This is a genomic window from Cohaesibacter marisflavi (assembly GCF_900115225.1).
GTDB lineage: Bacteria > Pseudomonadota > Alphaproteobacteria > Rhizobiales > Cohaesibacteraceae > Cohaesibacter > Cohaesibacter marisflavi.
Map to the genome: position 1 here is coordinate 318,108 of NZ_FOVR01000002.1, position 13,224 is coordinate 331,331.

A 13,224-nucleotide genomic window follows, 5' to 3' on the forward strand; every position below is an offset into this window, starting at 1 on the left:
GGGGACGCCTCCCTTCTTGGAATTTTGGCCCTTGTGCTGGGGTGTCATACAAAGATGCGGGGTCATCATTCCCTCACCTTGTGCACCTTGTCGGGCACATAATTGTCTTGATAGGAGCTACGAAAGACCCACTCTTGGCCATAGGCCAGAAGCCGGACAAAGCGCAGGAAGTTGTTAAAAAACAGACTGTATCCCAACAGATAGGGAACCAGCGGCAAAGCCTGAGCCTTGGGGGTGGCCCAAGCCGCCAACAGGAACAAAACAAAGTCGAACAGCATCAGGCCGCACTGCGCGCCCAGTAGAATGGGGATCGATAGATCGCCATAGGTGGCAAACATCCAGAAGAAATAGAAGGGCAGTGCGAGGGCTGCGACCACGTTGAGCAGCAGAAATTCCATTTCGTGGAACAATTCCAGTGGTTTGAAGCTACGCGAGAAGGGGTTCATCAATGCCCCGTGCTTGCGATAGCGAAGGCGAATGGCGTCGCGCTCCCAGCGGAAGCGCTGCTTGACGAGGGCTCGTGCCGAATTGGGCGGGTCCGTGTAGCAAATGGCCTCATGGGCAAATCCGATGGCCCATTCAGCCTTGCGCAAGCGCAGGGTCACATCCAGATCTTCCCCGCCTCCGGCATCCAACCCGCCCACTGACTCGATGGCGCTTTTGCGAAAGGCGCTGAAGGCACCAGACGCGCAAGAAACCAGCCCAACCATGTCCTGAGCGCGTTTACCCAATGAAATGCTGACCAGATATTCAATCGCCTGAAAGCTCGTCCACAAACTGCGCTCCTGATGGCGAATAAGAATATTTCCCGCTACGGCGCCTATAGCGGGGGAAGAGAAGGGGGATACAATTTCCTTGAGAGCGTGGCGATCAAAGGAGCAATCACAATCAACATTGACCACGACATCGCCAGAGCTGAGCTGCTCAGCCAGATTGACCGCCGCTGCCTTGCCAGCACGCAAGTCGGTGCTATGCACCTTCTGCACCAGCCCTTCCCGCTGCAAAGTGCGTAAAACCCTTACCATGCCATCGGTTGATCCGTCGCTGACAACAACGATTTCATCGGGTTTTCTGCTCTGCTCCCAAAGGCTGCGGACGCAGCGTTCAATCGCTTTCTCTTCATTGTGCCCCGCGATGATAACGGAGAGGCGTCCCTTCCATGTAAGGGGGCCACTGGAGCGGGTGCGGCCGCGAATGAAGAGAGCTGCCACCAGAAAGGCGACCCCGTAGCGGGGTATTTCAAACAGCAGGACAAACCAGTAGAGCGTGATCATCCCCGCCGGTGACTGTGCCACAAGGAAATCAAAGCCCTCAACCAGATGACCGATCATGTAAACAGGTCTCCCGGACCGAACACCGTGATCTGGATACCCGGGTCAAGCCGTAAGGGCTGTCTTGCCTGTTCGATGATGCCGCCAAGCGCGGATTGGATCTCCTCGGGAGCCGTCTTTTTCAGAATGGCAAAGTCTGAACTGTGCCCCTTGACGATCCTGTGCCCCTCGGGGCCGAGAACGGAGGAGAAAATGCCGCGCAGCGTTTCAATAAACAGCTCTCTGGTTTGTATGAACTGACGTGGTCCTGCGTCCCGCTCCAGCTCTTGCGCCTTTTGATAACGTATTTCCAGAAAGGCAAAGGACTCGCCAAACTCATTGAAGCGCTTCGCCTGTTCGTTGAGCGAGACGATAATATCGAGCGGTAGATCGGAAAAGCTCAGAATATTCTGTGTTAAGCCCATATAGCTCGGACCGATGCGCAAATAGTCACGCGCCTTTTCCTGCAGATCATAGTGATATACATCCCGTGTCTCAACGGCGTCTCCGCTGAAGCGGCTGTGACAGTCAAGGCACACAAAGCCGACATCGGGCTCTGAGGTTGTGTGCCCACAGCTTTGGCAGCTCACTACAATACCTGGCTTGTCATAGTCGCTGCCGAAATGCAGAAGGCGCTGTCGGCATTTGGGGCAGATCAGTTCGTCCCCTTGAATAAAGTCGGCTTCAGGCGCTTGGTGAGCGCACTTGAAGTGATGGATATAGGCGCTCTCTGTTAGATTGGAGGAATGACAGGACGGGCATTCCTCTCGGATATTGAAATGGGCGCTGCCACAGTTATTGCAGACATGAAAGCGATCAAAGAAACGGACATGCAAAAACCCGCTCTGCTGCAGTTTGCTGGCTTCATGGAAAATGGTCTCGCTGTCCAGCGGAATGTTGAATGCAACACCGCTGCGAGATTGGCTTGCATAGTGAGGCTGGAGTGATCGGTCAGCGATAAAGAGACGGGTCAATAATTTGTCAGACAGAATATCGCTGTTCAGGATCGCGCGGTGGACCAGAGCTCGCCGCGTATGGAAGCCATCGATTATGCGCGTCAAGCTACCATCCGCCTGTGCAGACAACGAGGCGGCGTTGATGTCGGCCATGGCGCCAAGCGTACCGGTCGTGTCAATCAAGGGAAGCAGATGCAGCCCCCGCATCTGCCACAAGAACAGCAGGGCACGGCTCTCAATGGTCTGGCTTATGATGATCGCGTCAAAGGGTGTGTTATCAGCGAGAAGCTTGAGGGTTCGTTGCCTGTCTTCATCCTGAGCGAAATCGTCCGGCCACCGTAGGCAGCGAAAGCCTTCGGTGAAGGGTACACCAGACTGAGGGGGAGCTGAAGGAGATGCTGCTTTTGGGAAAGGGGCTGTTTCTTGATGCTTCGGTGGCTGGCTTTGCCTCTCAGCCAACACATCATCAATGATCGACAGGATTTCCTGTATATTGAGAGGTTTGGGCACAATGGCGTCAAACCGTTCGCACTTTTTCTCATGAGCCATCAACCCTTCTATGTCGGCTGTCACAGCAACAAAATGTGGTCGCGGGTGGTCTGGCGTAGCCTCGTCATAGTGAGCGAGCACTTCGATACCGGTCATTCCGGGCATGTGGAAGTCCAGCAAGACAAGATCGAATGGATCGGCCAAAAGAGAAGACAGGGCATCCTTGCCATTGTCTGCAATCTCGATGGCGTGGCCCCGCTGCTGCAGGACAAGCTTCAGCAAGTCCTGGGTAATGGAGCTGTCTTCAGCGACAAGAATTTTCAGAGACGCTGCAACCTCTGAAGAGCCGGCTTGTTCTGAGGCAGCATCAACATGGGTGCGGATCATGACTTTACCAAATATGGGTTTGAATGTGTATTTATTACTAATATAGGTTAAATAAAATAGTTTTAAAAATTCATTACTTAAATACAAATTGATGTTTACTGAATTTTGGACGGTCATTTAAAGTCTAGATGTGTTTGTATTGTCTATACTAAATTATTAGCTTGGGATTAATTGTCTGTTATGTACACAAAGATATAAGTATAGTTACTATTGGCCAGAATTGACGAGCAAACCGATGAAATTTTTCAGGTCTGAAAATTCAAAGAAAACACGCAGTATATCTGCGTCCTTTCTGGTCATTGCCGTTGGTCTGGTGCTCGCGACCTCTGTGACCGTCGGCTTCTGGCAGATATGGCAAAATGAGAAATCCAACATCAAATATGAAGACGAACGCCTGACTTTCGCGGTGCAGCGCGTGGTCAAGGATCTCAGGGCCGTTGTCGAGGATGCATCGCGCAACGTGGCCATGCTGGGAGGAACGCCCCCCATCCAGGGCATCCTGAGCTCGCGAAAAAGCGGCGCAATCCCTGAAATAGCCATGGTGCAGGAAACCATCTGGAAGGACCGGCTCGCCCAGATTTTCCTGTCGCTGGCGGAAAGCGACCAAAACCTTATGCAGGTGCGCCTCATTGGCAATGACGGCAAGGAAATGATCCGCGTCAACAGCTCCGCCGGTCGTGCCACGCGGGTCAAGCAAAAGGATCTGCAGGACAAGAGCGATCGACCCTACGTGCTTGAAACGCTCAGTTCCAATAGGGACAAGATCAATTATTTCGGCATCGATTACAACCGGGAACGTGGCGTGATCGAAGAGCCGCGCATTCTGGTCATGCGCGTGGCCACCAGAGTCTGGGGCAAGGACGATGAGCCCCTTGGCATGATCATTGTCAACATCAACATGAGCAAGGTGATCGCGAATTTGGCCTTTGTGATAAGGGAGCCGCAGCAGTTTATCCTGTTCAACGAACAAGGCTCCTACCTGAGCAAGCCCCCCCAAATCGAGGCAGCATCTGTTCGTGCGCGCAGCGGGCAGACCAGACTGGTTGACAAGCCGCGCTCGCTTCAGACGGACTTTCCGCGTCTGGCTGGCAATATGGTGGCAGACTGGGTTGGGGGGCCATCCCAAACTCTGGGGCTTGTCACTGAAGATTATGTCGCCCGGGTGAGCCGGATCCGCTTTGACTGGTCCGACAGCGAGCACTATCTACTCGCGGCGGTGATGACGCCCATGGCACAGTTGCTGGCGCAGAACCGCGAAATGAAGCAGCAGATCATCCTCTTTACTGCGCTTTTGGCTCTGATCGGTGCGCTGATTGCGTTTGTCCTGACGCATCAATTTGTCAAACCAATCCGCCAATTGTCCAATGCCGCTCGCCAGCTGTCCCTTGGGGCCCCAGTGGATAGTCTCAAGCTGGATGGCGAGCATCGCAATGATGAAATCGGTGTTCTGCTACGCTCTGTCCACCATATGGCATCCAATCTTGAAGAAAAGCAGAAACGCATAGGCGCCATATTGGCAACTGCCAAAAACCCCATCCTCATGATCAATCGGCGCGGGATCATTCGCGAAGTGAATGAAGCGACGATTGACCTGTTCGGCTTTTCCCGGCATGAACTGATCGGCAAGAATGTGTCCATGCTCATGAATGAGCATGACAAGGTACATCACGATTCCTATTTGCGTCATCACGGCACGGGGACGCCCTCCAAGATTTTTGAAGGTGGCCGCGAAGTCAGCGCTATCCGCAAAGATGGAAGCCCGGTGCAAGTGCATCTGGCTGTCAGCCGTTTGCTGATAAAGGGAGAAGTCTTCTTTACCGGCATCATGACCGATCTCACCGAGCTCAAGAAGGTTGATAAGCTCAAGAGTGAATTCGTCTCCACCGTGAGTCATGAATTGCGCACGCCGCTCACCTCCATCAAGGGAGCTTTGGGCCTGTTGCGCAGCACGTCAACAGATGCTTTGCCCGAGCATGCAGGCAAGATGCTCGATATCGCCTATAGCAATTGCGACCGACTGTCTTTGCTCATCAATGATATTCTCGATATGGAGAAAATCGAGGCAGGCAAGCTTTCCTATGAGTTTCAATCGTTTGATACGGTCACCTTTCTTGAAGATGTGGTGGAAACCAACCGCGCTTACGGAAAACAGCATGGCGTGTCCTTCGAACTGGACTGTCCGGACGAGCCGATCCTGATCTTTGCCGATCACTGTCGTCTTGAGCAGGTGATAACCAACCTGCTTTCCAACGCCGCCAAATATGCTTCTGAAGGAGAGAAGGTAATCGTTTCAGCTGAGCCGGACAGAGAGAGCGGGCGCCTGCGTATCGCCGTTACGGATTTTGGTAGCGGCATACCTGAGGATTTCCGGGACAAGGTCTTTGATAAATTCGCCCAAGCTGATGCATCCGACACCCGCGCCAAAGGCGGCACCGGCCTCGGGCTCGCCATTTCCCGGGAAATCATCATGGCCCACAGCGGTGTTCTGGATTTTGAAACGGAAGCTGGAGTCGGAACGACCTTTTACATAATTCTCGATATTCTACCTGAAGAAAAGGCAAGCACAGAACCGGAAGCTGCATAAACCGATGGAACCGCACCATCCGACTGAAGAGTGAGTGGATAGGAGTTGATCATGACAAAGCCTCTGCAACGGATTACCTATGTTGAAGATGATCACGATATTCGCGCCATCGCCGAATTGGCCCTTGGCACGTTGGCTGGCTATACGCTTGATCTATGTGCAAATGGCAAGGAAGCGATGGAGACGATCCCCTCTTTTCAGCCAGATCTTGTCCTGCTTGATGTGATGATGCCTATTATGGATGGCGTGGAAACGCTCAACCGGCTCAAGAGTACGCCTGAGCTGGCGGACATTCCAGTTATCTTTATGACGGCCAAAGCGCAGCGCCATGAAGTGCAGGCCTACAAGGACCGCGGCGCCCTCGACGTCATTACAAAGCCTTTTGATCCGACAGAACTCCCCGCGCATGTCCAGAAAATCTGGAACCGCCAAATGAGCCAGAATGATCCGGCAGGGAGAACCGTGCCATGATTGATCAACTCAGAAAGCTCATCGCAAGACACTGCGAAACATTGCAACGTGAAGTGAGGGGAATCGAACAGAATGTCGCCGCGATCCTTGAAGCGGACGAACCTTCGTCCGACTTGGTGCAGCAAACCATTGCGAAGGCGCATAAGCTCAAGGGGGGCTCTGGCACAATCGGGTTTCAAGACATCAGCGAAACCGCAGCCGGTCTTGAGCGCGCCTTGAAAATGGTGGCCCAACTGAGTGGCCCTTTGCCGGTTGAGGTGAAGGATGAGATTGCAAGGCTGTTCGCGATGCTTGCTGACCTCATTCGAACCGTTCAGCCGGAACAATCCGATCTTTTCAATGTCCAGTTGCCTACGGATGTGCAAACCCCAGTTCAAGTCGAAGAGGCCCCAGTCCCCCGTGGCCCTGACCAGATGAGGAGCGTGTCATAATGCAAAGCCTGACGACTCAATCTTCCAATGATCATATGAATGCAATGTCCCCGCGGGAGCGCCCCAAGGTCTTGATTGTTGATGACGATCGCGATTTGTTGGACATGATCGGTCTATTCGTCGAAATCGAGGGGTATGAAACAGAGCTGGTTGCGGATGGAGAGGCCGCTCTGGAAGCGATCAAGAAGGATCCACCGGATCTGATGGTTCTCGATCTTGTCATGCCGGGTTTGGGTGGGTTTGAAGTGCTCGCACGGCTTCGGGTGCTTGATCCGGATTTGCATCTGCCTGTGATCATGGTCACTGCTCAGGAAGAGCGCGCGCTGCATGTGCAGGCTTTGCAAAGTGGCGTTGTCGACTATATCCAGAAGCCGGTTGATTTTGCCGTTTTGAGCGCGCGTATCCGAGCCGCTCTGTTGGAACGCCGTATTCAAAACAAGCTGGTGGAAGCCAATGCACGGCTGGAGGCTATTGTCGCTACGCGCACGCGGCAGCTGGAAGTAAAGAACGAGTATCTGACTGCTGTTCTGGATAATGCCAAAGACGGGATCATCGGCTGTGATGAAAACGGTTTGCCGGCGATCTTCAACAGGAAAGCCAGCGAGATGCTCGGCATCGAAAATTCCCTCAGCATGTTGATGCCTTATCTGACAACCAATGAAATGTTTCAGTCCGATGGGTCAACCCCACTGGGGCCGGAGTCAAACCCGCTGCGTGAGGCCTTCGAGAATGAAACACTTGAGGAATCCGATATCATTCTGGAACGCTACGGCTCTAATCCGCGTATGGTCAATGCGACGGGCAGTGCCGTGCATGACAAATCGGGTCTGAAAATCGGGGCAGTCATTTCCCTGCGCGATGTAACCGAGCATAAAAAGCTGGAAAAGCAGGTCACTCAAATCCGCCAGCGCTATGAGAAAATGCTCGATAGTGTGCCAATGCCACTGCATATAACCGACAAGAATGGCATGATCCTTGAAGCCAACGATCTTTGGCTGGAAGCGTTCGGCTATGATCGCAAGCAGGTGCGAGGGTCCTATCTTGGTGATTATCTGACGACGCAGTTCAAGCATCTGGCCTCTGAGCCGGTGCGTGCCGCCATGATCAATATGGGCCATACCCAGGATGTCAAATGTCAGATCAGACACGCGGACGGGCGGGAAATCGACGCCTCTCTCGTCAGTCAGGCGGTCTATGACGAAAAAGGAGATCTCAATCAGATCGTGGAATATATCACGAAGATTGATCCCTAGCTGAATCTGGGGCTGCGTCTGGGTTCGATGGAAAAAGCCCTGACTAGGATTGGTTGAAGAGCATGTTCTGGTCCAGCAGATAGCGAATGAAGAGCGGTAGGCTGGCGCCCCCCAGCGCCCTTGCCGGGCTCCCCAATGTGCCCTCAAGTACCACCGGCAAGGCAATGCCCTTCCAGCCCTGTTCGGTAATCGCGTCGCGGATCTTTTCAACCAGACTTTCGCGCACGGCGGCTGGCATGGTGCCATCCAGAATGGCCACCTCAAAATCGATGATGGCTGTCGCCGACGCGATGGCAAGGGCGATATAGTGAGCGGCCTTGTCCAGCCATTCCTCGAGCACATCCCCCAGATCCGACCAATCGTAGGAATTTTGTTGCAGGAGTGAGGGGTCTATGCCCTTCTCCTTGAGCATCTCTTCAAGAAAGAACAGCGATGCGAAGTCGATCAGCTGCTTCTTTTCGCCGTCAGGGCCGGGCATGGGCATCGAGGCCAGAGCGCCTGCATTCTGGGTGCGTCCGGCATAGATGGAATTGTTAAGGGCAACGCCGCCGCCCACAAAGGTGCCCACGAAGATATAGAGGGAATCGCTAAAAGCCATGCCACGCCCGAAGGCAACCTCTGCACAGCAGGCCGCAGTGCAATCATTCTGTGTAAAGGCATTGAGACCCGTTGCCTCTTCCAGCTCATAAGCCACATCGAACTGTTTCCAGACGTCCATGGTGCCGGGGGAAACGCCCACCTTGTCTTCCCAGTCCCATAGATGGAAGGGCAGGGCTATGCCGATACCGGCAATCTTGTCTTGCTGACCCGCATCGATCTTCTGGCTCATTTCGCGAATGCCCTGTGTGGCAAAGGCCATCACCAGATCGGGCATGGGATAAGAATAGGTGATGCGGTTTGTTGCCCGCGTCTGTCCGGCAAAATCGATCAGGATAAGGTCGGCGCTGCGGCGGCCTATTTTCAGGCCGAAAGAAAAAACACCGTCAGGATTGAGCCGCATGGGGATAGAGGGCTGGCCGACGCGCCCGCGAATGGGTTCGCCGCGCAACAGCAGCCCGTCTTTCTCCAATTCTCCGATAATGACGGAAACCGCCTGTGCAGACAGGCCGGAACGGCGTGTGATTTCTGATTTGGCCAATGCACCATGACGTTGGATCAACGACAGGACAAGCCGCTCGTTATAGGCGCGGACTTTCTTCTGATTGAACCCAAAAGAGCCATCGCTGCCAGATCCTGAGCGTGTCCCTTTTTTGGCCATTCTTCCGCGTCCTTCGCTTGAGTTTGATCTCTTTTCGCTGACAAAAGAAGACCGGCGCACCATGCGCATGCATATGGATCAAGTCATCTGATTAAGCTCGACCCTATAGCGCGTGGACCTGTGATAGCCATGAACCAGATCAAAAAATAACTTTGATGGAATTAATCAGCTTGAAGAGACAAAAATCAACAGATTTGTGACGTCTTCCAGTGTTCAGTTCCGCTCAAAATGCCATTTTCACAACAGTTATGTGAAAAAATGCTGCAATTTCGGTCATTTAATTAATACATCAAATAGAAGTAATAATTACAAATATTGCCGTATTATGACGGCGAAAAGCGCATAAGAGCCATTTTGCATCCGCAGATTTACCGAAATTCGACCATTTGATTGATGTGAGTCAAATATTTTCCTTTAATAATTCACTTAAATAGATTTATTATCTCGCAGAACGTTGGCCATGCGTGGCCGGACCCTGACAATAGGCAAAAGCAATTGCGGTCTTATGGCGTTCAGGTTGGAGTATTCGGAGGAAATGATGCAGTTCAAGGAATCGGCTATCCGTGTCGGAGGGCAGGCGCTCGACAAGAGTGACGCTATCGCGAAAGTAGGCGAACTGTTGGTCAAATCCGGCAATATCGAACCGGGTTACATAAAGAGCATGCTCGCCCGCGAAGAAGTCGCCAATACCTATCTTGGTAATGGTATTGCAATCCCTCATGGCATCCCCAAAGATCGCGAATTGATCAAGGAAACAGGCGTTGCCGTGCTGCAGCTGCCTGACGGTGTGATCTGGAATAATGATGAGCGGGTGCATCTGGTGGTCGGCATTGCTGCCAAATCAGACGAACATCTGACCATCCTTTCCAATCTGACCGATGTGCTGGACGATGCTGACGAAGCCAAGCGATTGGCTACCACGAAAGATGCGGGCGATATTGCGCGCCGCCTGTCCGGTGGACAGGACACCGCAGTTGATGCGCAGGACGAAGACGCCCCCGAAGAACACGAGCTGGGCTTTGAGTATGTAGTCACGAGCCCCCACGGGCTGCATGCTCGCCCGGCGACTGCCCTTGTTGATCTATCCAAGACCTTCCAGTCCAGTATTCTGGTGCGCAACGGCAACAAGGTCGGCGACGCCAAAAGCCTGATTGGTCTGCTCAAGCTGGGTATCGACAATGGTGCGACGATCCGCATCAGTGCGGACGGGCCGGACGCGGAAAAAGCCCTCGAAGCCATTTTCAATGCCTTTGCAGAAGGGCTGGAAGATGAAGACGAAGCCGCCGCTGAAGCTGCCGCGGATCACTCTGGTTCAACAGAGGTTTCCACCTATGAAGGCGCGGCCATTGCCGGCATTTCTGCTTCTCCGGGTATCGCTCTGGGGCCGATCTGCCAGTTGAAACGTGGACGCATCGTGGTCTCTGAAAAAGCCGAAGGGTCTAGCGACGAAGAAAGCGCACGTCTCGATCAGGCGCTCGCTACGGCCAAGGCCGAATTGACGGTACTGCATGACGATATGCTGGCCAAACAGGGAGCCGCAAAAGCCGCCATCTTTAAGGCACAAGGCGAATTTCTGGAAGATCCTGAACTGCTGGGCAAAGCCCGCGAAGGAATTGCAGCTGGCGCTAGCGCCGGATGGGCATGGAAACAGAGCTTTGAAGACCATGCTGAAGCGCTCGCTGCCATGCAGGATGAAATTCTCGCAGCACGCGCTCTGGATCTGCGCGATGTCGGACGGCGGTTGCTCAAATTGCTGGCCGACAAGGTGGAAGATGACCCCGATCTGCCAGATAGCCCGATCATCCTTGTGGCTGATGATCTGACACCATCTGACACTGCCGGGCTTGATCCCGAGCAGGTGCTGGGACTTTGCACCGCCTCTGGTGGTCCAACCTCGCACACGGCCATAATCGCCCGCAGTCTGGACATTCCCGCTGTGGTTGGCGCTGGAGAGACATGTCTTGCGCTTAAGGATGGGGCTGCCGTCATTCTGGATGGCACATCGGGTGTTCTGGTTTCCGAGCCGACAGACAAAGACACCGACCAGGCCAAGGCCGCTCAGGAAGTTTACGCGCGTCAGGCAATCGCTGAGCAGAATGCCTGCTATCAGCCAGCCATCATGAGCGATGGCCACCGCATCGAGGTGGTCGCCAATATTGGCAATGTAGAAGAAGCGAATGCCGCCGTGGTGGCTGGTGGGGAAGGTGTCGGGTTGCTTCGAACAGAATTCCAGTTCTTGCAGCGCGACACCGAGCCCAGCGAAGATGAGCAATATGAAGCCATCGCCGCCATGATAAAGGCCATGAACGGCCTGCCGATGATCATCCGCACGCTGGATATCGGTGGCGACAAGGATGTTCCTTATCTTGCTACGCCGGAAGAGATGAACCCGTTCCTCGGTGTGCGCGGCATCCGCCTGTGCCTGCTGCGTGACGATATCTTCCGTACGCAACTTCGGGCCATTTTCCGGGCATCCGCCCATGGACCGATCCGCATCATGTATCCGATGATTTCATCCATGGATGAATTGCGGGTTGCCAAGACCATCACCGAAGAAGTGCGTCAGGAAGTGGGCGCTGATCCGGTAGAAATCGGCATGATGATCGAGATTCCGTCTGCCGTGATGATGGCCGAAGACTTCGCCCGTGAGGTGGATTTCTTCTCCATCGGCACCAACGATCTAACGCAATATGCGCTTGCTATGGACCGGATGCATCCGCAATTGGCCAAAATGGCTGATGGGCTGAACCCGGCGGTTCTGCGCCTGATCCGCAAGACGGTGGAAGCCGCAGATGCTGCAGGTATCTGGGTTGGTGCCTGTGGCGGCATCGCTGGCGATCCTCTTGGAGCGCAGATCCTGTCAGGTCTCGGCGTGCATGAGCTCAGCGTCAGCATTCCGGCCATCGCATCGGTCAAGGCCAAGATACGCCGCCTTTCCATGGCTGAGGCCAAGGCATTTGCCCAGAGGGCGCTGGCTTGCACAGAGGCATCAGAGGTTCGCGCGCTGAAATAGCCCGACCCGTTGCAAAGAGAATATCCCGCCAGTGTCAGTCACCGGCGGGTCCTTATCCCGAACCGAACAGACTAGCATTGTCAGCCGATATTCGGCCGACATCCGTCAGGGGAAAGACGTCATGAGTGCAGGGGCAAAAATCGCTACGGTGACCCTCAATCCGGCGATTGACCAAACCATCCAGATCCCGAACTTCGCCATGGGCGAGGTGAACCGAGTGGCCAGCGAGCAGTCCGATGCTGGCGGCAAAGGGGTCAACGTGGCCAGCTTTCTTGCCCAGTTCGGGCACAAGATTGCGGTTACCGGATTTCTGGGCAAGGACAACGCCCATCCCTTCGAGCAGCTGTTTGGTCGCTTGAATATTGATGACCGCTTTGTTCGGCTGGCAGGGGCGACCCGCGTCAACATCAAGATTGTTGATCCGGACAAACAGGAAATCACCGATATCAACGCCCCCGGCCTCACGAATTGCGCTGAAGGTCTTGCGGCTTTGGAAGACGCGATTGATCAGTTGGCGGCCAATGGCACGGAGCAGTTTGTACTCGCAGGCAGTCTGCCGGCCGGTTTGCCCCAGACCATCTATCGCGATCTGATCAGCCACCTCAAAGGGCTTGGCAAGGAAGTCATTCTGGACGCGAGCGGACCTTCTTTTGCTGCCGCTCTGGATGCCGGACCGGACATCATCAAGCCCAATGTGGACGAACTGTCCGAGCTGGTTGGCCGCAACCTGAAGAGCCACGAAGAGATCATCACTGCCGCGCGCGCTGTAACCGGTGGCCGGGTGGGGTTGATTGTTGTCTCCATGGGCGCTGACGGGGCCCTGTTTATCACTGAAGAAGACGTGCTGCACGCCATGCCCAAAGGGGCCGTGGTCAAAAGCACGGTTGGCGCAGGCGACGCCATGGTCGCCGGCATTTTACACAGCCGGTCGGAAGGGCTGCCGCTTGCGGATCTTGCCCGTCTGGCAACCGGCTTTTCTCTGGGGGCTCTGGGAGAGATCGGGCCTCATTTGCCCGCGCAGGAAGTAATCAAGGCCTTCGCTGCCGATGTGGTCATAGAGAAATTGTGAGGT

The 13,224-nt window shown here is 54.2% G+C and carries 9 protein-coding genes; 6 read left to right on the top strand and 3 right to left on the bottom strand.

Going from position 1 to position 13,224, the window contains the following annotated elements:
- Positions 1 to 65: 65 nt before the first annotated feature.
- Complete coding sequence (locus BM258_RS04895; RefSeq protein WP_090069557.1) at positions 66 to 1,331, bottom strand: glycosyltransferase family 2 protein; 1,266 nt, start codon at positions 1,329 to 1,331, stop codon at positions 66 to 68.
- The gene (locus BM258_RS04900) at positions 1,328 to 3,142 is read right to left on the bottom strand and encodes a TackOD1 domain-containing metal-binding protein (protein WP_175527924.1); all 1,815 of its coding nucleotides are present in this window, start codon (positions 3,140 to 3,142) and stop codon (positions 1,328 to 1,330) included. The genes BM258_RS04895 and BM258_RS04900 overlap by 4 nt, the downstream gene beginning before the upstream one ends.
- A 235-nt stretch (positions 3,143 to 3,377) precedes the next feature.
- Here BM258_RS04900 and BM258_RS04905 point away from each other — a divergent pair, with 235 nt between their 5' ends.
- From BM258_RS04905 to BM258_RS04920, 4 genes are read left to right on the top strand one after another with little or no spacing between them, the layout of a single operon-like run.
- Complete coding sequence (locus tag BM258_RS04905) at positions 3,378 to 5,726, top strand: ATP-binding protein (RefSeq protein WP_090069560.1); 2,349 nt, start codon at positions 3,378 to 3,380, stop codon at positions 5,724 to 5,726.
- A gap of 51 nt (positions 5,727 to 5,777) precedes the next feature.
- Complete coding sequence (locus BM258_RS04910; protein ID WP_090069562.1) at positions 5,778 to 6,197, top strand: response regulator; 420 nt, start codon at positions 5,778 to 5,780, stop codon at positions 6,195 to 6,197.
- A complete protein-coding gene (locus BM258_RS04915; protein WP_090069565.1) occupies positions 6,194 to 6,628 on the top strand; it encodes an Hpt domain-containing protein in 435 nt (144 codons plus the stop codon). Before BM258_RS04910 ends, BM258_RS04915 begins: the two co-directional genes overlap by 4 nt.
- Positions 6,628 to 7,881, top strand: a complete 1,254-nt coding sequence (locus BM258_RS04920) for a response regulator (RefSeq protein ID WP_090069568.1) — start codon at positions 6,628 to 6,630, stop codon at positions 7,879 to 7,881. The genes BM258_RS04915 and BM258_RS04920 overlap by 1 nt, the downstream gene beginning before the upstream one ends.
- Before the next feature lie 43 nt (positions 7,882 to 7,924).
- Here BM258_RS04920 and BM258_RS04925 read toward each other — a convergent pair whose 3' ends face one another.
- Positions 7,925 to 9,139, bottom strand: coding sequence for an ROK family transcriptional regulator (locus BM258_RS04925; protein WP_090069570.1), 1,215 nt, complete (start codon positions 9,137 to 9,139; stop codon positions 7,925 to 7,927).
- Between the two features lie 535 nt (positions 9,140 to 9,674).
- On the opposite strand from BM258_RS04925, the gene ptsP reads away from it, so the two are divergent.
- Both ptsP and pfkB read left to right on the top strand, forming a co-directional pair.
- Complete coding sequence (gene ptsP, locus BM258_RS04930; protein WP_090070374.1) at positions 9,675 to 12,152, top strand: phosphoenolpyruvate--protein phosphotransferase; 2,478 nt, start codon at positions 9,675 to 9,677, stop codon at positions 12,150 to 12,152.
- A gap of 121 nt (positions 12,153 to 12,273) precedes the next feature.
- Positions 12,274 to 13,221, top strand: coding sequence for a 1-phosphofructokinase (gene pfkB / locus BM258_RS04935; protein ID WP_090069572.1), 948 nt, complete (start codon positions 12,274 to 12,276; stop codon positions 13,219 to 13,221).
- Positions 13,222 to 13,224 lie beyond the last annotated feature (3 nt).

What these genes read in the sequence shown, in the direction of transcription:
- BM258_RS04895 (WP_090069557.1), bottom strand. Translation starts at nt 1,331, where the DNA reads ATGATCGGTCATCTGGTTGAGGGCTTTGATTTCCTTGTGGCACAGTCA.
- BM258_RS04900 (WP_175527924.1), bottom strand. Translation starts at nt 3,142, where the DNA reads ATGATCCGCACCCATGTTGATGCTGCCTCAGAACAAGCCGGCTCTTCA.
- BM258_RS04905 (WP_090069560.1), top strand. Translation starts at nt 3,378, where the DNA reads ATGAAATTTTTCAGGTCTGAAAATTCAAAGAAAACACGCAGTATATCT.
- BM258_RS04910 (WP_090069562.1), top strand. Translation starts at nt 5,778, where the DNA reads ATGACAAAGCCTCTGCAACGGATTACCTATGTTGAAGATGATCACGAT.
- BM258_RS04915 (WP_090069565.1), top strand. Translation starts at nt 6,194, where the DNA reads ATGATTGATCAACTCAGAAAGCTCATCGCAAGACACTGCGAAACATTG.
- BM258_RS04920 (WP_090069568.1), top strand. Translation starts at nt 6,628, where the DNA reads ATGCAAAGCCTGACGACTCAATCTTCCAATGATCATATGAATGCAATG.
- BM258_RS04925 (WP_090069570.1), bottom strand. Translation starts at nt 9,139, where the DNA reads ATGGCCAAAAAAGGGACACGCTCAGGATCTGGCAGCGATGGCTCTTTT.
- ptsP (WP_090070374.1), top strand. Translation starts at nt 9,675, where the DNA reads ATGATGCAGTTCAAGGAATCGGCTATCCGTGTCGGAGGGCAGGCGCTC.
- pfkB (WP_090069572.1), top strand. Translation starts at nt 12,274, where the DNA reads ATGAGTGCAGGGGCAAAAATCGCTACGGTGACCCTCAATCCGGCGATT.